Genomic DNA, 22,190 nt, shown 5'->3' with positions numbered 1-22,190 from the left:
TTTAATCAATCGCGCATGAAGCATGACGGCGTGGCCGCTTACTTCTTACGGATCTGCTGGAGCGTGCGCAGCTGAGCTGCAGCCTCAGCCAGACGTACAGCAGCAGCGCTGTAGTCGAAGTCCGCACCCTTTTCGTTCAGGGCTTTCTCGGCAGCCTTGACGGCTTCCTGAGCGGAGGCTTCATCCAGGTCGCCAGCACGTTGCACAGTGTCGGCAAGTACCTTGACCATGTTCGGCTGAACCTCGAGGAAACCACCAGAGATGTAAAACACCTCTTTTTCCCCGCCTTGCTTGGTCAGCGTGATCGGACCTGGCTTCAAGCTGGTGATCAACGGCGCGTGGCCCATGGCAATACCCAGGTCACCCAGGTCGCCGTGTGCAATCACCATTTCTACCAGACCGGAGAAGATTTCCCCTTCCGCGCTGACGATATCGCAATGGACTGTCATAGCCATCTGATTGCCTCAACCTGATGAGCGCCCGTTGCCGGGCGCTTGGATTACAGTTTCTTGGCTTTCTCGATCGCTTCTTCGATGCCGCCGACCATGTAGAACGCTTGTTCTGGCAGGTGGTCGTAGTCACCGTTGAGGATGCCTTTGAAGCCAGCAATGGTGTCTTTCAGGGAAACGTATTTACCCGAGGCACCGGTGAAGACTTCAGCCACGAAGAACGGCTGCGACAAGAAGCGCTGGATCTTACGAGCGCGAGATACCAACTGCTTGTCGGTTTCCGACAGCTCGTCCATACCCAGGATCGCAATGATGTCCTTCAGTTCTTTGTAACGCTGCAGCACGTACTGAACGCCGCGAGCGGTGTCGTAGTGCTCCTGGCCGATCACGTTCGGGTCCAGCTGGCGCGAAGTCGAGTCGAGTGGATCGACCGCTGGGTAGATACCCAGGGAAGCGATGTCACGGGACAGTACGACGGTGGCGTCCAAGTGGGCGAAGGTGGTCGCAGGCGACGGGTCGGTCAAGTCATCCGCAGGTACGTATACCGCTTGGATCGAAGTGATCGAACCTTCCTTGGTCGAAGTGATACGTTCTTGCAGAACGCCCATCTCTTCAGCCAGGGTCGGCTGGTAACCTACTGCCGAAGGCATACGGCCCAGCAGTGCGGATACTTCAGTACCGGCCAGGGTGTAACGGTAGATGTTGTCGACGAACAGCAGAACGTCGTTACCTTCGTCACGGAACTTCTCGGCCATGGTCAGGCCAGTCAGTGCTACGCGCAGACGGTTTCCCGGCGGCTCGTTCATCTGACCGTAAACCAGTGCCACTTTGTCCAGAACGTTGGAGTCCTTCATCTCGTGGTAGAAGTCGTTACCCTCACGAGTACGCTCACCCACACCGGCGAACACGGAATAACCGCTGTGCTCGATGGCGATGTTACGGATCAGTTCCATCATGTTTACGGTCTTGCCTACACCGGCACCACCGAACAGACCGACTTTACCGCCCTTGGCGAACGGGCAAACCAGGTCGATAACCTTGATGCCGGTTTCCAGCAGGTCGTTGCCGCCAGCTTGTTCGGCGAACGAAGGTGCTGGACGGTGAATGCCCCAGCGCTCTTCGGTGTCGATCGGGCCAGCTTCGTCAATCGGGTTGCCCAGTACGTCCATGATCCGGCCCAGGGTCGCTTTACCGACCGGTACGGAGATGGCAGCGCCAGTGTCGACAACGTCCAGACCGCGCTTCAAGCCTTCGGTGGAACCCATCGCAATGGTACGAACTACGCCGTCGCCCAGCTGCTGCTGAACTTCCAGAGTAGTTTCCGCGCCTTGTACTTTCAGCGCGTTGTAGATGCTCGGTACGCTGTCGCGTGGAAATTCCACGTCGATAACGGCGCCGATGATTTGAACGATACGTCCGCTACTCATAGCTGGATCCTCTGAATATTTGAACCGTTAAACCGCGGCAGCGCCGCCGACGATTTCCGAGATCTCTTGGGTGATCGCAGCCTGACGCGCCTTGTTGTAGATCAGCTGCAAATCGCTGATCAGATCACCGGCGTTATCGGTAGCGTTTTTCATCGCGATCATCCGCGCCGCTTGTTCAGCTGCGTTGTTCTCGACCACCGCCTGGTACACCTGCGACTCCACGTAGCGCACCATCAAGCCGTCAAGCAGCTCTTTGGCGTCTGGTTCGTAGAGGTAGTCCCAGTGGTGCTTGAGTTCCTGATCCGGAGTCGCCACCAGTGGAATCAATTGCTCCACGGTTGGCTGCTGGGTCATGGTGTTGATGAACTTGTTGGATACCACGGACAGGCGGTCAATCCGGCCTTCCAAGTACGCATCCAGCATCACCTTCACACTGCCGATCAAATCATTGATCGACGGCTCTTCACCCAGGTGGCTGATAGCTGCAACGACGTTACCGCCGAAGTTACGGAAAAAGGCCGCACCCTTGCTACCAACTACACACAGATCGATCTCGACGCCGTTTTCGCGGTTTACCGCCATGTCCTTGACCAGGGCCTTGAACAGGTTGGTATTCAAACCACCGCACAAACCACGGTCACTGCTCACTACCACATAACCCACACGCTTGACGGCGCGTTCGATCATGAACGGGTGGCGGTATTCCGGGTTGGCGTTGGCCAGATGCCCAATTACCTGGCGGATACGTTCCGCATAAGGACGGCTAGCAGCCATGCGCATTTGTGCCTTGCGCATTTTGCTGACCGCCACTTTTTCCATGGCGCTGGTAATTTTTTGCGTGCTTTTGATGCTCGCAATCTTACTGCGAATCTCTTTTGCGCCTGCCATGTAACACCTATCAGGTTAGCAAGCGGGAGCCTTGCGGCTCCCGCTGCGGCTTACCAGGTTTGGGTGGCCTTGAACTTCTCGATACCGGCTTTCATGCCAGCGTCGATATCGTCATTGAAGTCACCCTTCACGTTGATCTTCGCCATCAATTCGGCGTGATCGCGGTTGAAGTAAGCAATCAGCGCTTGTTCAAAGCTGCCGACCTTGGCGATTTCAACGTCGGTCAGGAACCCACGCTCAGCGGCATACAGCGACAACGCCATGTCAGCGATCGACATTGGGGCGTATTGCTTCTGCTTCATCAGCTCGGTAACGCGCTGACCATGCTCAAGTTGCTTACGGGTCGCTTCGTCCAGGTCAGAAGCGAACTGGGCGAATGCCGCCAGTTCACGGTACTGAGCCAGAGCGGTACGGATACCACCGGAGAGCTTCTTGATGATCTTGGTCTGAGCGGCACCACCCACACGGGATACCGAAACACCGGCGTTCACTGCAGGGCGGATGCCCGAGTTGAACATGGCCGATTCCAGGAAGATCTGACCGTCGGTGATGGAAATCACGTTGGTCGGAACGAACGCGGAAACGTCGCCAGCCTGGGTTTCGATGATCGGCAATGCGGTCAGGGAACCGGTTTTGCCGGTCACTGCGCCGTTAGTGAACTTCTCTACGTATTCTTCAGAAACGCGGGATGCGCGCTCCAGCAGACGGGAGTGGAGATAGAACACGTCGCCTGGGTAGGCTTCACGGCCTGGTGGACGGCGCAGCAGCAGGGAAATCTGGCGGTAAGCCACTGCTTGCTTGGACAGATCGTCATAAACGATCAGCGCGTCTTCACCGCGGTCGCGGAAGAATTCACCCATGGTGCAACCGGAGTACGGTGCCAGGAATTGCAGCGCAGGAGATTCCGAAGCACTGGCAGCCACGATGATCGTGTTGGCCAGGGCGCCGTTTTCTTCCAGCTTGCGAACCACGTTGGCGATGGTCGATTGCTTCTGACCGATGGCTACGTAGACGCAGAAAATGCCGCTGTTCTTCTGATTGATGATCGCGTCGATCGCCAGAGCGGTTTTACCGATCTGACGGTCACCGATGATCAGCTCACGCTGGCCACGGCCGACAGGGATCATGGCATCGACAGCCTTGTAGCCAGTCTGTACAGGCTGGTCTACCGACTTACGCCAGATCACGCCTGGAGCAACTTTCTCGACCGCGTCGGTCTCGGTGTTGCCCAGTGGACCTTTACCGTCAACAGGGTTACCCAGTGCGTCGACTACGCGACCCAGCAGTTCCTTACCAACCGGAACCTCCAGGATGCGGCCGGTGCACTTGGCGCTCATGCCTTCAGCCAGACTGGTGTACGCGCCCAATACAACGGCACCTACGGAGTCTTGCTCCAGGTTGAGGGCCATACCGTAGACGCCGCCCGGAAACTCGATCATCTCGCCGTACATAACGTCGGCCAGACCGTGAATCCGCACGATGCCGTCAGATACGCTGACGACAGTGCCTTCGTTACGGGCTTGGGAGGTCACATCGAGCTTGTCGATGCGGCCCTTGATAATTTCACTTATTTCGGAAGGATTGAGTTGCTGCATTGCTCTGCTGCCCCTTCAAACTCAAGATTTCAATGCTTCGGCAAGTTTCGCGATTTTGCCGCGAATCGAGCCATCGATAACCAGGTCGCCGGCACGGATAACAACACCACCAATCAGGGATGCGTCCTCCGAAGCTTGCAGGCGCACTTCCCGATTGAGTCGTGCACTGAGAACCTTGGCGAGTTTGTCTTGCTGTTCTTGGTTCAATGCAAAAGCACTGGTCACTTCAACGTCTACCGATTTCTCTGCTTCGGCCTTGTACAGGTCGAACAGAGCGGCAATCTCCGGCAAAAGCGGGAGACGGTCGTTTTCGGCAACGACGTGGATGAAGTTCTGCACTTTCACATCAAACTTGTCGCCGCACACTTCAATAAAAGTGGCGGCCTTGTCTGCGCTCGTCAGGCGCGGGGCCTTGAGCACGCGCTGCATGGTGTCGTCTTGCGACACTGCTGCAGCCAGGCCGAGCATGGCTGACCAAGAGGCCAGCTGCTGGTGGGCCTGGGCGTGCTCGAAGGCTGCCTTAGCGTAAGGTCGGGCCAACGTGGTCAGTTCTGCCATGATCGCCCTCGCTTAAATTTCAGCAGCCAGTTTGTTAACCAGCTCCGCGTGCGCGTTTTGATCGATTGTGGCACCGAGGATCTTCTCAGCACCGCCGACCGCCAGAGCACCCAGTTGGGCACGCAGCGCGTCTTTGACGCCGTTCAGTTCCTGTTCGATCTCGGCATGAGCCGAAGCCTTCACACGGTCAGCTTCGACGCGGGCTTTTTCAACAGCCTCTTCGACGATCTGGTTACCGCGCTTCTTGGCTTGCTCAATGATTTCAGCTGCCTGTGCTTTAGCATCGCGCAGTTGATGACCCACTTTCTCTTGGGCCAACTCCAGGTCGCGAGCTGCACGGCTGGCAGCGTCCAAGCCATCAGCGATCTTCTTCTGACGTTCGTGCAAAGCCGCGATGACCGGAGGCCACACGAACTTCATGCAAAACACTACAAAAATGAAGAACGCAACGGATTGGCCAATCAGGGTTGCATTAATGTTCACGCCAACACCTCGCTCATTCGTTGTCCATCACTCCAATCAACTCGAAAATTCGAGTGATTAGCCAGCGAGTTGACCAACGAAGGGGTTCGCGAAGGTGAAGAACAGAGCGATACCAACGCCGATCATGGTCACGGCGTCGAGCAGGCCGGCGACGATGAACATTTTAACTTGCAGCATTGGAACCATTTCTGGTTGACGCGCTGCGCCTTCCAGGAATTTGCCGCCCAGCAGGCCGAAACCAATGGCAGTACCCAGGGCGCCCAGGCCGATCAACAGTGCAACAGCGATAGCGGTTAGACCAACTACAGTTTCCATCTTTCCTCCCGACTTTTACGTCGTATGGTTTAGGTTTTTTAGATTTTAAAGCGGTAAAACAAATCGTTTCATAGCCCTGGTGGGCCACCTTCCCGTTTCACCGGGAAGGACATCAGACTAGTCGAGACTGGTCTTAATGGTTCTCTTCGTGTGCCATCGACAGGTAGACGATGGTCAGCATCATGAAGATGAAGGCCTGCAGGGTAATGATCAGGATGTGGAACACAGCCCACGCCCACTGCAGAACCACGCCCAGGCCGCTAAGCCAGAGCAGACCACTGCCGAACATCACAGCGATCAGAATGAACACCAGCTCGCCGGCATACATGTTGCCGAACAGTCGCAGCGCCAGGGAAATCGGCTTGGCGATCAGGGTCACGAATTCCAGCAGGAAGTTCACCGGAATCAGCAGGGCTTGAACGAAGATGTTCTTGCTGCCGAACGGGTGCAGGGTCAGTTCGCCGATAAAGCCGCCGATGCCCTTGACCTTGATGCTGTAGAAAATGATCAACGCAAACACCGACAGGGCCATGCCCAGGGTGGCGTTAGGGTCAGTCGTCGATACGGCACGGAATGGAATGTGCGCATCGCCCGTAATCAGGATGGCCAGCTGAGGAATCCAGTCGACCGGGATCAGGTCGACGGCGTTCATCAGGAACACCCAGACGAAGATGGTCAGTGCCAACGGTGCAATCACCGGGCTACGGCCATGGAAGCTGTCTTTCACGCTGCCATCGACGAATTCGACCAGTACTTCAACGAAGTTCTGCAAAGCACCTGGCTGACCGGACGTTGCCTTCTTTGCCGCCATGCGGAAAATCAGGACGAAGATCAGACCCAATGCGACCGACCAGCCCAGAGTGTCCAGGTGGAAAGCCCAGAAGCCCATTTCTTTGGCCTCTGCTGCGGAGTGGGCAAAGCCCCAGCCGCCATTAGGAAGCTGACCGAAGGTCAGGTTCTGCAAGTGGTGCTGGATATAGCCCGAAGCGGTTGTTTCTGCCATGGTTGCCTCAAACGCCCTAAGGTTTCGAAAGTCTTGTTTTCATTAGCAGGGGAGCGAACCAGCTGACCAGTTGGGTCAACACGAAGACGCCGAATACAGCCAGCGGCGCCAATGGCTTCACACCTGCAAAGGTCAGTGCAAACAGCACTGCCGTCAAAATCAGTTTCCCCGCCTCGCCGGCATAAAAAGACCGGACGATAGCCTGGGCTGCTCGGGCGCCGGAAAACCGAAAGGCCCTGTGAGCAAAATACATATTGGGCAGCAAGGCTATCAGGCCTCCGCAAAGTCCTGAATATCCGGCTACGACTCCATGCCAATACCAAAGCGCCAATGCGGCGATCAGCAAAACGACAAATTGAGCCAATAAAACCGGAAAAACGGCCAAGCGATGGAACGGCAACGTGTTTGGCGTGCGGGTTTCCATCACTCTTGCTCCTCAATGGTCGGCTGCCGGAAATCAATAACTTGGCATAATTTGTGCCGACAAAATGCGCGCAGAGTATAGGGGCGGTTCTGCCCCTATTCAACTGCCGGGTAGTGATTTCCGATCACGCGCTACATAAGCAAATGTTTCAGCGGATGTGAGCAAGGACGCCCTGAAGCTCATCAAGGGAGTTATATCCGATGACCAATTGTCCTTTGCCTTTCTTACCGTGGCGAATTTGCACCGCAGAGCCTAGGCGCTCGGCCAGGCGCTGCTCGAGACGTGCGATATCCGGATCAGGTTTGGCCGTTTCGACCGGTGCAGGTTTGCCGCTGAGCCATTGGCGAACCAGGGCCTCGGTCTGACGAACGGTGAGACCTCGTGCGACAACGTGTCGCGCCCCTTCAACCTGTTGATTTTCCGGCAAACCGAGCAAAGCACGGGCGTGACCCATCTCCAGATCGCCGTGGGAAAGCATGGTCTTGATGACTTCCGGCAGTGCGATCAGGCGCAGCAAGTTCGAAACGGTAACGCGGGATTTCCCCACCGCCTCGGCCACTTGTTGTTGGGTCAGCTGGAATTCCTGCTGCAAACGTTGCAGCGCGATGGCTTCTTCAATCGGGTTGAGGTCTTCGCGCTGGATGTTCTCGATCAACGCCATGGCGATGGCGGTTTCATCCGGCACATCGCGCACCATCGCCGGGATGGTGTCCTTGCCGGCCTGCTGGCTCGCGCGCCAGCGGCGTTCACCGGCGATGATTTCAAAGCGGCCACCCCCAATCGGACGCACCACGATCGGCTGCATCACGCCCTGAGCCTTGATCGAATTGGCCAGCTCTTCCAGCGCCTGCGGGTCCATGTCCCGGCGAGGCTGGTATTTGCCGCGCTGGATAAGGTCCAGGGGCAAGTGTTGCAGCTCGCGTTCGTCGGCCTGCACCGCCTGTTCTTCAAGCGATGTGACGGTCGGACCACTCAACAGTGCATCCAGTCCACGTCCGAGACCTCGTTTCTTGACGGCCATGGGGATTCCTTAAGTTGGCTGGGCTGCAGCGGTGCGTGAGTTGCGGCGTTGGCGACGAACCATCTCGCCGGCCAGCGCCAGGTAGGCAATGGCACCACGCGAAGTCTTGTCGTATGCCAGCGCAGGCATGCCATAGCTGGGTGCTTCGGCCAGGCGGATGTTGCGTGGAATCACGGTGTCGTACAACTGCTCGCCGAAGTGTTCCTTGAGCTGGGCCGACACATCATTCATCAGGCTCAGGCGCGGATCGAACATGGTGCGCAGCAAGCCTTCGATCTGCAGGTTCGGGTTGAGCAGCTCGGCAATACGCTTGATGTTATCCACAAGGTCGCTCAAACCTTCCAGTGCGTAGTACTCACACTGCATGGGGATAATCACGCCGTCGGCGGCCACCAGCGCGTTCAATGTCAGCATCGACAATGACGGTGGGCAGTCGATCAAAATGTAGTCGTAGTTCTCGCGGATCGGCGCCAATGCGCTGCGCAGACGGCTTTCTTTCATCTGCATTTCCAGCAGCACCACTTCCGCCGCGGTCAAATCGCGGTTGGCCGGCAGCAGTTGGTAACCGCCGTGTTCGGAGTAGTGCATGGCTTGGGCCAGGTCGCACTCACCAATCAGCAGGTCGTAGACCGAGTTTTCCAGGCCGTGTTTATCCACACCGCTACCCATGGTGGCGTTGCCCTGTGGATCGAGATCGATCAGCAGCACCCGACGCTTGGTAGCGACCAGGGATGCTGCGAGGTTGATGCAGGTGGTGGTTTTGCCCACGCCACCTTTCTGGTTCGCTATCGCGAATACCTTAGCCATTCTTGCTTGTGTTCCCAATCATGCCGTGCGGCGCAGTATCAGCAGATGGCGTTGGCCTTGGCAACCGGGTACGGCCAAGGCGTGTTCGCTATCGAGGTGGAAGTCTGCCGGCAATGCTAACAGCTCGTCGCTTGGATGAACGCCCTTCATTGCCAGCCAACGGGTGTCACGATCGCCCAGATGGCGGGTCCAGTTGCTGAAGTTCTCCATGCTGCTGAATGCCCGGGAAACGATTCCGTTGAAAGGCTGTTCAGGCGTGAAGCCTTCGACCCGGCTGTGGATAACTTGCAGGTTATCCAGTTTGAGTTCGAGTTTGACCTGAGTCAGGAAGCGGGTCTTCTTGCCATTGCTATCAAGGCAGGTCACTTGCGACTCGGGAAACAGGATCGCCAGCGGGATGCCGGGCATGCCGCCGCCACTGCCCACGTCGAGCCAACGGCCGTTTTCGATAAACGGCATCACGCTCAAGCTGTCGAGCAGATGGCGGGAGACCATTTCGTCGGGATCACGCACTGCGGTCAGGTTGTAAGCCTTGTTCCATTTGATCAACAGGGCCAGGTAGCCCAACAGCAATTCATGCTGGGCCGGGGTCAGGTCGACGCCCAACTGGCGCGCACCTGTGGATAACTCTTCGGCGTGTTGCGAGGTGACCAACGAACTCAAGCGCTTTGCTCCAACTGACGGCCCGCGCCGCGTTTTTTCAAATGGATCATCAACAGCGAAATCGCTGCCGGGGTGACGCCGGGGATACGTGAAGCCTGGCCCAAAGTCTGCGGCCGAGTTATCCCCAGCTTGCTTTGGATTTCTTTCGACAGCCCGGAAATTCCGGTGTAGTCGATATCCGTAGGCAGCTTGGTGTCTTCACTGGCGCGCAGGCGAGCGATCTCATCCTGCTGGCGGTCAATGTAACCGGCGTATTTGGTCTTGATTTCGACCTGCTCGGCAACCTGTGGGTCTTCTGCGCCCTGGCCGGTTACTTCGACCAGACCGGCGTAGTCGATTTCCGGACGCGACAGCAGGTTCAACAAGTTGTACTCGTGGGTCAGCGGCGTGCCGAATTTTTCCGCAATCGCGTCGCCTTGTTCAGTGCCCGGGCGAACCCAGGTGCTTTTCAGACGCTGCTCTTCGAGCGTGATGCTTTCGCGTTTTTTGCAGAAGGCTTCCCAGCGTGCGTCATCGACCAGGCCCAGCTCGCGACCTTTCTCGGTCAGGCGCAGGTCGGCGTTGTCTTCCCGCAGGATCAGGCGATATTCCGCCCGGGAAGTGAACATCCGGTACGGTTCCTGGGTACCCAGGGTAATCAGGTCGTCCACCAACACACCGATGTACGCTTCATCGCGACGCGGGCACCAGCTGTCTTTGCCTTGAGCACGCAGTGCGGCATTGGTCCCGGCCAGCAAACCCTGGGCGCCGGCTTCTTCGTAACCGGTAGTGCCGTTGATTTGCCCAGCGAAGAACAGACCGCCGATCACTTTGGTTTCCAGGCTGTACTTCAGGTCACGCGGGTCGAAGTAGTCGTACTCGATGGCGTAGCCCGGACGCACGATGTGTGCGTTTTCCATACCGCGAATCGATTGCACGATCTGGATTTGCACGTCGAACGGCAGGGAAGTGGAAATCCCGTTCGGGTACAGCTCGTGGGTGGTCAAGCCTTCGGGTTCGATGAAGACCTGGTGGCTTTCCTTGTCGGCAAAGCGATGGATCTTGTCTTCGATCGACGGGCAATAACGCGGGCCAATGCCTTCGATCACCCCGGAATACATCGGCGAACGGTCGAGGTTCGCGGCGATGATCTCGTGGGTACGTGCATTGGTGTGGGTAATCCAGCAGCTGACCTGTTTGGGGTGCTGCTCTTTGGAACCCATGAACGACATGACTGGGATCGGCGTATCGCCGGCTTGTTCGGTCATCACCGAGAAGTCCACAGAACGCCCGTCAATACGCGGCGGGGTCCCGGTTTTCAAGCGACCTACGCGCAGCGGCAGTTCCCGCAGGCGTTTTGCCAGGGCAATCGATGGCGGATCGCCGGCGCGGCCACCGGAGTAATTCTGCATACCAATGTGGATAAGTCCACCGAGGAACGTGCCGGTGGTCAACACCACGGATTCTGCCAGGAAGCGCAGGCCCATTTGCGTGACGACACCGCGTACCTGGTCCTGCTCGACGATCAGGTCATCCGCTGCTTGTTGAAATATCCACAGGTTCGGCTGGTTTTCCAGGGTTTCGCGCACGGCAGCCTTATACAGGATGCGGTCAGCCTGTGCCCGAGTGGCACGTACGGCCGGACCTTTGCGGCTGTTGAGCACGCGAAATTGGATGCCACCTTTGTCGGTCGCCATGGCCATCACACCGCCAAGGGCGTCGATTTCCTTGACCAGGTGGCTTTTGCCGATCCCACCGATGGCGGGGTTGCAACTCATGGCACCGAGGGTTTCCACGTTATGCGTCAACAACAGGGTTTTTACGCCCATGCGTGCTGACGCCAGTGCTGCCTCGGTACCGGCATGACCGCCGCCGATGACGATCACTTCAAAACGGGAAGGGAAATCCACCACGCACCTCGTGCCTGCTTATGTAGGTAATTAGGAATTGATTGGTTGAGCTGGTTTTAGAGCTTTGGCGGCAAGTATAGGGACTTAGCCCTTCCTAAAGAACCCTTTGCACAAAATTTAACCAGCTGTGGATGAATCACAGACAATAGAAATTAAAAGAGAGAAATATATTAAAGCTTTGTTTTTATGTTTATTTCTACTGAATAGCATTTCTGTGGATAGATCTCTACAGGCCTTAATTTACGTTGTGTACAGCGATTCAAAAGTCTGTGGTCATGTGGCAATGAGGCCGTTGGATAAGTGCTTTAAGCCTGTGGATTAAACAGGTGGTTATCCACAGAGGGGTTTTTGCTCAGGTTTCAGGACCTGTTATCAACTGGGCACAGGAGCGGTTATTCACAGGGCTTAATCCACAGAAATCAGTGAATCTGGCTGTATTCTGTCCACGACAATGCCAGCCGAAACCTTCCACTCGGTGGTGAGCACGGCAAAAAGAGATCTATTGTGAGAAAACCGCAGGGCAGTTAATAATAGCGATTATCATTAACCTGCCTTGTCATGCCCTATGTCCCCTTCCTCACACACGGCTGCGGTCCAGAACATCTATGAGCAGCACCATTCCTGGCTGCATGGGTGGCTCAAAGGTAAGTTGCATAACGCCTGCGATGCGGCCGATGTGGCGCACGATACGTTCGTGCGCATCCTGGGCGGGCGGCATGCGGCGCAGATCGTTGAACCGCGTGACTATTTGGCGACCATCGCCAGAGGCCTGGTGATTGATCGTTACCGTCGGCACGCTATCGAACAGGCCTACAAGCAGACCTTGGCCGAACGGCCTGAAGCGATAGCCATCAGCGAAGAAGATAAAGCCATCATCCTCGAGACGTTAGTGGCTGTGGATAAAGCCTTGTCTGCACTCGGCGAGCGGGCCCGGCGGATTTTCATGCTGTCGCAGATCGAGGGGCTGACTTATCAACAGATTGCCGATCAGCTCCAGGTCTCACTGACCACGGTGAAGAAGCACATGATCCGTGCATTGACTGAATGCTCGCTGATCATGGCCAGCTTGTAATGGCGGCGCCTGATCGCAAGACCTTCGAGGCCGCTGCCAGTTGGTATGTGCAGTTTCAATCCCAGACACCGACCGCCGCCGAGCGCCATGCCTGGCAACAATGGCTCAACGGCGATCCGTCCCATCAGGCCGCGTGGAACCAGATGGAGCAGTTGCAGCGCAGCCTCGGCGCCCTGCCCCAGGATTTCACCCGCCGCGCATTGTCGACCAGCCAGCAACGTCGCCAGGTGTTGAAGTGGATGCTGGTGTTGGGCGGTACCGGGTACCTCGGCTGGAATGTTCAGCAACACACGCCCCTTGGCAACGTATGGGCCGACTACCGGACCTCCGTGGGTGAGCGCCGACGTGTCGAGCTGGCTGACGGCACGCGAATTGATCTGAACACCCGTACGGCAATTGACGTGGTATTCGATGGGCGTCAGCGTTTGATCCGACTGCGTGAAGGTGAAGTACTTATCCACACAGGCAAGGGGGGTGGCCAAACGCCCTTTTATGTCGAGACCCGCCAAGGCCGAATCCAGGCCTTGGGCACCACATTCAACGTGCGCCAGTTGCCAGATTCCACACGTGTCGGCGTCCTGGAGGATCGGGTGAGCGTAGCGCCTGGTGACCAACCCAACCATGCGCGGCTACTCAGTGCCGGTGAAAGCGCTGACTTTGATCGCCAACACGTGGGGGTTAACCACGCGTACCGCAGCTCACAGGCGGCCTGGGTCGAGGGTCAGTTGATCGTATTGAATGCTCGCCTCGGAGAGGTGATCGAAGACCTCGCCCGCTACCGCCCTGGCGTCCTGCAATGCGACTTGGCGTCGGCACGCCTGCGTGTCTCCGGGACCTTCCGCCTGGATTCCACCGACGCGGTACTGGCCAATCTGCAGGCAACACTGCCGATCCAGGTGAAGTACTTCACCCGTTATTGGGTTTCGGTCAAGCGAATCGGTTGATCGCAAAAAATATCCGCACCAGGGGTTATCTTTTTTTTACCTGACACGGCCCTACAGGTAATCACGACGTCACCTTCAGGGCTTATCCACCTATGCGCCTCCCTTCCAAGCTCCGCCAACGACTTTCCTACCACGGTATGACGTGCAGCCTGCTGCTCGGCACGGCAGCCACCGCCAGTGTTTTGTTATCCACTGATGCCCTGGCCGCCAGCGCGGTGCAGCACTACGTCATTGCAGCCGGTCCCCTGGACAATGCCTTGAGCCAATTTGCGGCCAAAGCGAACGTGATTCTGTCTTTCTCACCCCAGCAAACCGCGCGTTTGAGCACGACCGGGCTTGAGGGCGAGTATTCGGTGGAGCAAGGCTTTGCGCTGTTGCTGCAGAACTCGGGGTTACAAGCGGTATCCCAGGCGCCCGGCAGCTATGTCCTGCAAGTCATTCCCGCAGGGCAACTCACGCTTGCGCCCACCACAGTCAGCACTTATCAACAAAGCGGTTTCAACCAGGAGATCGCCGGGGATGTGGGCTACAAGGCACAAAACAGCCGCATCGGTACCAAGACCAGCACGCCCCTGTCAGAAACACCGCGTTCGGCATCGGTGGTCACCAGCCAGCGTATCAAGGACCAAAAGTCGCAAACCCTGACGGAAGTGTTGGGCTACGTGCCAGGTATCTTCGCGCCACCTTTTGCTGCCGGCGACGGTCTGGCCGGTGACCTGTTCTTCATTCGTGGTTTCAATGCCACGGATTACGGCTACGGTTTGCTGCGAGATGGCCTACGCTTACAAGGCAATCGGTATGACACCACCAGTGAGCCGTATGGCCTGGAGCGCGTCGAAATCTTCCGTGGCCCCTCTTCCCTGCTCTACGGCGAAAACGCACCTGGCGGCTTGGTGAACCTGGTGAGCAAACACCCGACTGCCACGCCGCAAGGTGAAGTCCAGCTGGGGTATGGCTCGAATAATCGGCGTCAGTTGGGTGTGGATATCTCGGGGCCGCTCAATGACAGCGGCAATATCCTTGGCCGGGTTGTGATGCTTGGTCGAAAATCCGACACACAGACTGACCATGTGCCAGATGATCGCCTGTACATCGCCCCCTCGCTGACCCTGAATTTCGACGACTACAACACCCTCACCCTGTTAGCCAATTACCAAAAGGACCACACCAATCTCGAACTTGGCCTACCGGCCGCGGGCACCTTGCTGAAAAATCCCAATGGCAAGCTGTCCAAGCACACCCTGCTCGGCGACCCGGACTGGAACACATTTGAACGTGAAGCCTGGAGCACCGGTTACGAATTCAGCCACAGCTTCAACGATGATTGGCAGTTCCGTCAGAACTCGCGGTATATGCAGTCCCGCATCAACCGTCATGAAACCTGGCCCAGCGCGCTGAATAACCGCGGATTCGGTACACAACTGAACATGACCGCCTACGACCGCTACAACAAGTCGATGGTGTATTCCCTGGATAACCAGTTGGAAGGCAAATTCCAGGTGGGTGGCCTGGAAAACACCGTGCTGTTGGGTGCCAGCTATGACCGCACCTCTTTCAATCAGGATTGGGATGCCGGTTTCGCCGGCACCATCAATGTGTATAACCCCGTGTATGTGCGTGATCCACTTACGCCCGTGGCGGTGCAAAACACCTTGCTCGAGCAGCAGATGAAAGGCGTTTATGCACAGATCCAGAGCAAGTATGACCACTGGCTGTTCCTGCTGGGTGGTCGTCAGGACTGGGTCGACAGCGATTTCCGCGACAAGGTCAACAAGGCCAGCAACACCGGCTCGGAAGACCGCAAGTTCACCTACCAGGGCGGGGTGATGTACCAGTTCGACAACGGCCTGACGCCGTACGTCAGCTACTCCACCGCATTTGTGCCGGTGCAGCAGATCTCCAATGCCGGTTCGCCGCTGAAGCCGATTACCAGCAGCCAGTACGAAGTGGGTGTGAAGTACGAGCCGATCGGCTGGGATACGGCGATGACCCTGTCGGTGTATGACCTGCGCAAGGAAGACGACACCTACCTCGACGCCACCACCAACAGCTATCGCCAGGTGGGCGAAAGCCGGGCTAAAGGTGCGGAAGTCGAGGTGAACAGCAATATCACGCCCAACCTGAATGTGACGGCCGCCTACACCTACACTGACGCTCGGATTACCAAGGATTCGGCTACATCGCTGGTCGAAGGGCACCAGATGACGGGGGTTCCACGCAACCAGGCTTCGGTGTGGAGCAAGTACCGATTCCTTGATGGCCAACTCAAAGGCTTGTCCCTGGGCGGCGGTGTGCGTTATTTCGACAGCACCTTTTCCTACACCGCGCCAACGCTGTACGGGAAGTTGGATGCAGGAAGCGTCACCTTGGTGGACGCAGCCGTTGGCTATCAGATCGACAAACATTGGTCTGTGGACGTGAACGCCAAGAACCTGTTCGACAAGGAATATGTATCTGGTTGCAACGACGCAGGCCGCTGCTATTGGGGTGAAAGCCGTACGCTGCTTGGGACGGTTTCGTACAACTGGTGATAGATGAGGGCCTGAAGAATTCTGCCGTTCTTCAGGCCGCTATCGCTGGCAAGCCAGCGCCTACAGGGGGTGTGGATAACTTGGTTATTTGCCGATGCAGAAGCTGGAAAATATCCGCCCCAACAAATCATCGGAGCTGAATGCGCCGGTGATTTCTCCCAGCAGTTGCTGCGCCTGGCGTAAATCCTCAGCCAGCAGCTCCCCTGCCCCCGCCAAGGTCAATTGCGCCCGACCATGCTCCAACGCTGCGCTCGCATGACGCAACGCCTCTAGATGCCTGCGGCGCGCACTGAAGCTGCTTTCCGAGGTCTGCTCGTAACCCATGCACGCCTTGAGGTGGTCGCGCAGCAATTCCAGACCTTCACCTGCTGATTTCGCGCTCAAGCTTAGAGTGACATGGCCATCCGCGCTGGTTTCCATGGCAATGGCTTCACCCGTCAAGTCGGCTTTGTTGCGAATCAAGGTGACTTTGGCCGGGTCCGGCCGTTGCTCGAGGAATTCCGGCCACAATGCAAAAGGATCCGCAGCCTCGGGCGCCGTGGCATCCACCACCAGCAACACCCGATCCGCTTCGCCGATGGCTTTGAGTGCGCGTTCCACGCCGATCTTTTCCACCTGATCGTCGGTATCACGCAAACCTGCTGTGTCGACTACATGCAGTGGCATGCCGTCGATGTGGATATGTTCGCGCAGGATATCCCGGGTGGTACCGGCAATCTCGGTGACGATGGCGGCTTCACGCCCCGCCAGCGCATTGAGCAGGCTGGATTTACCCGCATTCGGCCGCCCAGCGATCACCACCGTCATGCCGTCACGCAGCAGCGCGCCTTGCCCCGCTTCGCGCAGGACTGTGGATAACTCATCACGAACTTTATCCAGCATCGCCAATACGTGGCCATCGGCGAGAAAGTCGATTTCTTCCTCGGGAAAATCAATCGCGGCCTCGACGTAAATACGCAGGCTGATCAGTTGCTCGGTCAAGTTATGCACACGCAGGGAGAACGCGCCCTGCAGCGAGCGCAGTGCATTACGTGCAGCCTGTGCAGAACTGGCTTCGATCAAATCAGCAATGGCCTCAGCCTGAGCCAGGTCGAGCTTTTCATTGAGAAAGGCCCGTTCGCTGAATTCACCTGGCCTGGCCAAGCGACAGCCCAGTTGCAGGCAACGTTGCAGCAACATATCCAGGACAACCGGGCCACCGTGACCCTGTAATTCCAGGACATCTTCCCCGGTAAACGAATTCGGGCCTGGAAAATAGAGGGCCAAACCCTCGTCCAGCACACTTTGGTCAGCATCCAGGAACGGTCCGTAATGGGCATAACGTGGCTTCAATTCACGGCCGCTGATAGCGTTGGCTGCAACGCTTGCGAGCGGCCCGGAAATTCTAACGATGCCGACACCGCCGCGACCTTGAGCGGTAGCGACAGCAGCGATGGTTTCACGAGGTGCGCTCATCAGCAGATTCCAAAACAAAAGTGACGGAAAGCAAAACGCCCCACTAGGGGGCGTCTTGAGTGGTTATCCACAGAGTAAATTACGCCGCGGCTTTTGCAGTAGCCGCTTCGATTTTACGTGTGATGTACCACTGTTGAGAGATAGACAACACGTTGTTGACCACCCAGTACAGCACCAGACCGGCTGGGAACCACAGGAAGAAGAAGGTGAAGATGATTGGCATCATTTTCATTACCTTGGCCTGCATCGGATCCGGCGGAGTCGGGTTCAAGCGCTGCTGGATGAACATGGTTGCGCCCATGATGATCGGCAGGATAAAGAACGGGTCTTTGATCGACAGGTCAGTTATCCACAGCATGAACGGCGCCTGGCGCATTTCCACGCTTTCCAGGAGTACCCAGTACAGCGACAGGAACACCGGCATCTGCACCAGAATCGGCAAGCATCCACCCAGCGGGTTGATCTTCTCTTTCTTGTACAGCTCCATCATGGCCTGCGACATCTTCTGCCGGTCATCGCCATGTTGTTCTTTCAGTGCCGCCAGTTTCGGGGCCACGGCACGCATACGCGCCATCGACTTGTAGCTGGCTGCCGACAGAGGGAAGAAGATCCCCTTGATCAGCATGGTCAGGAAGATGATCGACCAGCCCCAGTTACCGACGATGCTGTGGATATGTTGCAGCAGCCAGAAAATAGGCTGGGCAATGAACCACAGGAAGCCGTAATCCACAGTCAGTTCCAGACCTGGGGACAACTCTTTGAGCACGGCCTGGCTTTTCGGACCGGCGTACAGGGTAGCGCTGGTTTCAGCCTTGGCACCGGGTGCGACGGTCAACGCCGGGCCAGTAAAGCCGATGATGTAGTTACCCTGGCTGTCCTTGCGGGTTTGAACCAGGTTCGCATCACCTTTGTTCGGGATCCAGGCGGTCACGAAGTAGTGTTGCAGCCAAGCAACCCAGCCACCTTGAACGGTTTCTTTCAGCGAGCCCTTGTCGATATCTTTCATCGACACTTTTTTGTACGGCTCGTTACTTGTCCACAGGGCAGCGCCCAGGTAAGTCGCGGTGCCGGTGGCGGTGCTGGAAGAAGGATCGGAGCTGGCGTCACGCTTGAGCTGGGCAAACAGGTTGCCGCTCCACGGTTTGCCGCTTTCGTTGTCGATCAGGTAAGTGACCTTCAAGTCGTACAAACCACGGGTGAAGCTGAAGCGCTTGATGTAGTTGACGCCGTCGAGGCTGAATTTCAGGTCGACGTTCAACTGGTTCTGGCCATCAGCCAGTTGATAAGTCTTCTGCTCGGTCGAATAAACCGGACGACCGGTAGCACGTGCATCCGGACCGTTGGTGCCGGTCAGGCCGCTTTGCGCCAGATAAGTACGCTCACCACCGTTATCAAACAGTTGGAACGGAACATCCGGATGGTCTTGGCGACGTGGATACAGCGGCAGTTTCAACTGCGCAATATCACCACCTTGTGGGTCGATAGCCAGGTCGAGCACATCCGTTTTGACGTGGATGAGGTCTTTATTGGTGACCACTGGCGTTTCTAAAGGGGCGCTTGTCTCGCCATTCGCGCTGGGAACATCGGCACTCGCGGACGCATTGTTACCCAGCGGGGTGTCCGGAATAGCCGGCGCAGCCTGGTTGGTAGCAACATTCTGAGTCGGCAGGGCAGCCTGGCCATAGTCCTGGTTCCACTTAAGAACCATGACGTAGGACACGATTGCCAGGGCGACGATCAGGATCGTGCGTTTAATATCCATGATTACTCGGCCATCGAAGAAGAACGGGAGGTAGGGATAGGTGGAACCGGGTCATAACCACCGGGATTCCACGGATGACAGCGACCTAAACGACGAAAGGTCAGCCAGCCACCGCGCAGAAGACCATGGTTTTCTATGGCCTCTAACGCGTAGCAGGAACAACTGGGGTAGAAACGACAGTGGTTGGCCATCAGAGGACTAATGGCATAGCGATAAAACTGGATCGGAACGAGGGCCAGTTTACGCATCAAGGCTGTCTACCCCTACAGTTTCGGTGCTGACTGCTGGTGCTGGCTTGTTGGTACGCGCCAAACGTTTCCAGAGCTTGCCGAAATGCTGAATCAATTCGGGGCTTTCTACGTCCCCCAAGCCTTTGCGCGCGACGATAACAATATCCCAACCAACCAGAGTGTCCTGGTGGAGGCGAAACGATTCGCGCATCAGACGCTTGAGGCGATTGCGCTCAACGGAGAGCTTTACGCTCTTCTTGCCGATCACCAACCCGAGACGGGGGTGATCCAGATCGTTGTTACGCGCAAGGAGCAGGAGATTTTTCCCCGGAACCTTGCCGGTGGGGGAGTCAAAGACTGCCTTGAAATGCCGGGGGGTTAGCAGACGCTTTTCCCGACTGAAGTCCTGACTCACCACCAGTACCGGATTATCAAACTGCCAGACGCGCACGACCTTTGGCGCGACGACGCGACAGGACAGCACGGCCGTTCTTGGTAGCCATGCGAGCACGGAAACCGTGGGTGCGGGCGCGTTTGATGGTGCTTGGTTGGAAAGTACGTTTCATGGCGTTGTTACCTGGTTCGTCCACAACGGGCCGGAATGGCCCCCGTTTTAAGAGACCGGCGATTCTAGTGAAAGCAAGCCTCTAGGTCAATTTCCAACCAGCTTTTCCTTTAATTAGATCTCTGCAGCCGATTTGCCCTTTTGCGTCCGCGCCGCTTCCACGGGCAATGCCATAGATATAAAAATAAAGAAGGAAGTTATTTAAAGCTTTTTTGTAAAGCTTATAAAAGCTAGGCAGGCGATCATCTGTTGATAACTGCCTTGAGGCCATGTTCTACGTGATGTACAGAGAATGACAACACGGGGGAGAAACGGTGCTCTGCCTGTGCTGCGCTGTCGGATAAGCTGTGTGTGGAATGGGTTGTTATCCACAGGCCAGTTACCCACAGACTTTCTCCCCCACTTGTGCAACGACCTTAGGTGGGCTTATCCACAGAGCTTATGCACAGACCATTGGTCGCCTTTATTACCCTTAAGACGTTGATTTTGGCCGGTCCGTGATCAACCTACATGTGGATAAGTGGGCGGCTCGCCGCTACAATGGCGGCTGTTTTTGCCTCACCGGCTTTCAACTTAGGGGATATCCGTGTCAGTGGAACTTTGGCAGCAGTGCGTGGAGCTTTTGCGCGATGAGCTGCCTGCCCAGCAATTCAACACCTGGATCCGTCCACTACAGGTCGAAGCCGAAGGCGACGAGTTGCGTGTTTACGCGCCCAATCGTTTTGTTCTCGACTGGGTCAACGAGAAGTACCTGAGCCGCGTGCTCGAATTGCTCGATGAACACGGCAACGGCCTCGCACCCGTGCTCTCCTTATTAATAGGCAGCAAACGTAGCTCCGCACCTCGTGCTGCGCCGAACGCGCCATTGGCCGCTGCTGCGTCGCAAGCCCAGGCGGCACCGGTTGCCAGTACACCTGCGCCGGCTCCTTCCAAATCGTCTGCGAAGAAAAATGCAGCCGAGAATGAAGAACCGTCGCGCGATAGCTTCGACCCGATGGCCGGTGCCAGCTCCCAGCAAGCCCCGATCCGGGCCGAACAGCGCACCGTTCAGGTTGAAGGCGCGCTCAAGCACACCAGCTACCTTAACCGCACGTTCACGTTCGAGAATTTCGTCGAAGGTAAATCCAACCAGCTGGCTCGTGCAGCCGCCTGGCAGGTCGCCGACAACCCCAAGCATGGTTACAACCCACTCTTCCTTTATGGTGGCGTCGGCTTGGGTAAGACTCACTTGATGCACGCTGTGGGTAACCACCTATTAAAGAAGAACCCGAATGCCAAGGTCGTGTACCTGCACTCGGAGCGCTTCGTGGCTGATATGGTCAAGGCCCTGCAGCTCAATGCCATCAATGAATTCAAGCGTTTCTACCGCTCGGTTGATGCGTTGCTGATCGATGACATTCAATTCTTTGCCCGTAAAGAGCGTTCCCAGGAAGAGTTTTTCCATACCTTCAACGCCTTGCTCGAAGGTGGCCAGCAGGTCATCTTGACCAGTGACCGTTATCCGAAAGAGATCGAAGGTCTGGAAGAACGCCTGAAATCGCGTTTCGGCTGGGGCCTGACTGTTGCAGTAGAGCCGCCGGAACTCGAAACCCGCGTCGCGATCCTGATGAAAAAGGCCGACCAGGCGAAAGTCGACCTGCCTCACGATGCTGCGTTTTTCATCGCTCAACGCATCCGCTCCAACGTGCGTGAGCTGGAAGGCGCACTCAAGCGGGTCATCGCGCACTCGCACTTCATGGGCCGCGACATCACCATTGAGTTGATCCGCGAGTCCCTGAAGGACTTGTTGGCACTTCAAGACAAGCTGGTGAGTGTGGATAACATCCAGCGCACCGTGGCCGAGTATTACAAAATCAAGATTTCCGACCTGCTGTCCAAGCGCCGTTCGCGCTCGGTAGCACGTCCCCGTCAGGTGGCCATGGCACTCTCCAAGGAGTTGACCAACCACAGCCTGCCGGAAATCGGCGATGTGTTTGGCGGGCGTGACCACACCACGGTCTTGCACGCGTGCCGCAAGATCAATGAACTTAAGGAATCCGACGCGGATATTCGCGAGGACTACAAGAACCTGCTGCGTACACTGACAACGTGATGACACCAGCGCAGCTT

The 22,190-nt window shown here is 56.8% G+C and carries 22 protein-coding genes; 4 read left to right on the top strand and 18 right to left on the bottom strand.

The window, feature by feature from the left end:
- Window positions 1-38 precede the first annotated feature (38 nt).
- The 13 genes from AO064_RS10015 to mnmG form a co-directional block, all read right to left on the bottom strand.
- The gene (locus tag AO064_RS10015; RefSeq protein ID WP_015886644.1) at window positions 39-455 is read right to left on the bottom strand and encodes a F0F1 ATP synthase subunit epsilon; all 417 of its coding nucleotides are present in this window, start codon (window positions 453-455) and stop codon (window positions 39-41) included.
- A 44-nt stretch (window positions 456-499) separates the two neighbouring features.
- Entirely contained in the window at window positions 500-1,876 is a 1,377-nt protein-coding gene (gene atpD / locus AO064_RS10010) for a F0F1 ATP synthase subunit beta (protein WP_015886645.1), read from the bottom strand.
- A 27-nt stretch (window positions 1,877-1,903) separates the two neighbouring features.
- Window positions 1,904-2,764, bottom strand: coding sequence for a F0F1 ATP synthase subunit gamma (gene atpG / locus AO064_RS10005; protein ID WP_003195829.1), 861 nt, complete (start codon window positions 2,762-2,764; stop codon window positions 1,904-1,906).
- A 50-nt stretch (window positions 2,765-2,814) separates the two neighbouring features.
- Window positions 2,815-4,359: a F0F1 ATP synthase subunit alpha gene (gene atpA / locus AO064_RS10000; protein WP_003177064.1), complete on the bottom strand. Its 1,545-nt coding sequence runs from the start codon at window positions 4,357-4,359 to the stop codon at window positions 2,815-2,817.
- A 21-nt stretch (window positions 4,360-4,380) separates the two neighbouring features.
- Window positions 4,381-4,917 (bottom strand): F0F1 ATP synthase subunit delta, encoded by a 537-nt coding sequence (locus AO064_RS09995; protein ID WP_015886646.1) that lies wholly within the window; start codon window positions 4,915-4,917, stop codon window positions 4,381-4,383.
- A 12-nt stretch (window positions 4,918-4,929) separates the two neighbouring features.
- A complete protein-coding gene (locus tag AO064_RS09990) occupies window positions 4,930-5,400 on the bottom strand; it encodes a F0F1 ATP synthase subunit B (RefSeq protein ID WP_015886647.1) in 471 nt (156 codons plus the stop codon).
- 57 nt (window positions 5,401-5,457) lie between these two features.
- Window positions 5,458-5,715: a F0F1 ATP synthase subunit C gene (gene atpE, locus AO064_RS09985; RefSeq protein ID WP_002555987.1), complete on the bottom strand. Its 258-nt coding sequence runs from the start codon at window positions 5,713-5,715 to the stop codon at window positions 5,458-5,460.
- 133 nt (window positions 5,716-5,848) lie between these two features.
- Window positions 5,849-6,718 (bottom strand): F0F1 ATP synthase subunit A, encoded by an 870-nt coding sequence (atpB, locus tag AO064_RS09980; protein WP_015886648.1) that lies wholly within the window; start codon window positions 6,716-6,718, stop codon window positions 5,849-5,851.
- Between the two features lie 16 nt (window positions 6,719-6,734).
- Window positions 6,735-7,142 carry a F0F1 ATP synthase subunit I gene (locus AO064_RS09975; RefSeq protein ID WP_015886649.1) on the bottom strand — a complete coding sequence of 136 codons (408 nt, stop codon included), beginning with the start codon at window positions 7,140-7,142 and terminating at the stop codon, window positions 6,735-6,737.
- 148 nt (window positions 7,143-7,290) lie between these two features.
- On the bottom strand, window positions 7,291-8,163 hold the full coding sequence (locus tag AO064_RS09970) for a ParB/RepB/Spo0J family partition protein (protein WP_015886650.1): 873 nt from the start codon (window positions 8,161-8,163) through the stop codon (window positions 7,291-7,293).
- 9 nt (window positions 8,164-8,172) lie between these two features.
- Window positions 8,173-8,970, bottom strand: a complete 798-nt coding sequence (locus tag AO064_RS09965) for a ParA family protein (RefSeq protein WP_015886651.1) — start codon at window positions 8,968-8,970, stop codon at window positions 8,173-8,175.
- Between the two features lie 18 nt (window positions 8,971-8,988).
- Entirely contained in the window at window positions 8,989-9,633 is a 645-nt protein-coding gene (gene rsmG / locus AO064_RS09960; protein WP_015886652.1) for a 16S rRNA (guanine(527)-N(7))-methyltransferase RsmG, read from the bottom strand.
- Window positions 9,630-11,522 (bottom strand): tRNA uridine-5-carboxymethylaminomethyl(34) synthesis enzyme MnmG, encoded by a 1,893-nt coding sequence (gene mnmG / locus AO064_RS09955; RefSeq protein WP_043206345.1) that lies wholly within the window; start codon window positions 11,520-11,522, stop codon window positions 9,630-9,632. Before mnmG ends, rsmG begins: the two co-directional genes overlap by 4 nt.
- Before the next feature lie 565 nt (window positions 11,523-12,087).
- Here mnmG and AO064_RS09950 point away from each other — a divergent pair.
- The 3 genes from AO064_RS09950 to AO064_RS09940 all read left to right on the top strand — a co-directional run bounded on the left by AO064_RS09950 (window position 12,088) and on the right by AO064_RS09940 (window position 16,069).
- Entirely contained in the window at window positions 12,088-12,594 is a 507-nt protein-coding gene (locus AO064_RS09950) for a sigma-70 family RNA polymerase sigma factor (protein WP_064053177.1), read from the top strand.
- Entirely contained in the window at window positions 12,594-13,538 is a 945-nt protein-coding gene (locus tag AO064_RS09945) for a FecR domain-containing protein (RefSeq protein WP_064053176.1), read from the top strand. The genes AO064_RS09950 and AO064_RS09945 overlap by 1 nt, the downstream gene beginning before the upstream one ends.
- 92 nt (window positions 13,539-13,630) lie before the next feature.
- On the top strand, window positions 13,631-16,069 hold the full coding sequence (locus AO064_RS09940; protein WP_064053175.1) for a TonB-dependent siderophore receptor: 2,439 nt from the start codon (window positions 13,631-13,633) through the stop codon (window positions 16,067-16,069).
- A gap of 84 nt (window positions 16,070-16,153) precedes the next feature.
- Here the strand turns inward: AO064_RS09940 and mnmE are convergent, their stop codons facing one another.
- The 5 genes from mnmE to rpmH all read right to left on the bottom strand — a co-directional run bounded on the left by mnmE (window position 16,154) and on the right by rpmH (window position 20,082).
- Window positions 16,154-17,524, bottom strand: coding sequence for a tRNA uridine-5-carboxymethylaminomethyl(34) synthesis GTPase MnmE (mnmE, locus tag AO064_RS09935; RefSeq protein WP_064053174.1), 1,371 nt, complete (start codon window positions 17,522-17,524; stop codon window positions 16,154-16,156).
- Between the two features lie 79 nt (window positions 17,525-17,603).
- On the bottom strand, window positions 17,604-19,286 hold the full coding sequence (yidC, locus tag AO064_RS09930) for a membrane protein insertase YidC (RefSeq protein WP_015886658.1): 1,683 nt from the start codon (window positions 19,284-19,286) through the stop codon (window positions 17,604-17,606).
- Window positions 19,287-19,288: 2 nt separating this feature from the next.
- Window positions 19,289-19,534: a membrane protein insertion efficiency factor YidD gene (gene yidD / locus AO064_RS30165; RefSeq protein ID WP_003213574.1), complete on the bottom strand. Its 246-nt coding sequence runs from the start codon at window positions 19,532-19,534 to the stop codon at window positions 19,289-19,291.
- Window positions 19,527-19,931, bottom strand: coding sequence for a ribonuclease P protein component (rnpA, locus tag AO064_RS30160; protein WP_208602902.1), 405 nt, complete (start codon window positions 19,929-19,931; stop codon window positions 19,527-19,529). Before rnpA ends, yidD begins: the two co-directional genes overlap by 8 nt.
- 16 nt (window positions 19,932-19,947) lie before the next feature.
- The gene (gene rpmH, locus AO064_RS30155; RefSeq protein ID WP_003213577.1) at window positions 19,948-20,082 is read right to left on the bottom strand and encodes a 50S ribosomal protein L34; all 135 of its coding nucleotides are present in this window, start codon (window positions 20,080-20,082) and stop codon (window positions 19,948-19,950) included.
- A 585-nt stretch (window positions 20,083-20,667) separates the two neighbouring features.
- On the opposite strand from rpmH, the gene dnaA reads away from it, so the two are divergent.
- Window positions 20,668-22,173: a chromosomal replication initiator protein DnaA gene (gene dnaA / locus AO064_RS09920; protein ID WP_012721451.1), complete on the top strand. Its 1,506-nt coding sequence runs from the start codon at window positions 20,668-20,670 to the stop codon at window positions 22,171-22,173.
- Window positions 22,174-22,190: the final 17 nt, after the last annotated feature.

It is taken from the genome of Pseudomonas marginalis (genome assembly GCF_001645105.1).
Taxonomy (GTDB): Bacteria; Pseudomonadota; Gammaproteobacteria; order Pseudomonadales; family Pseudomonadaceae; genus Aquipseudomonas; species Aquipseudomonas petroselini.
Note: the sequence above shows the minus strand (reverse complement) of the source record. Positions and strands in the feature narration are given on the sequence as shown.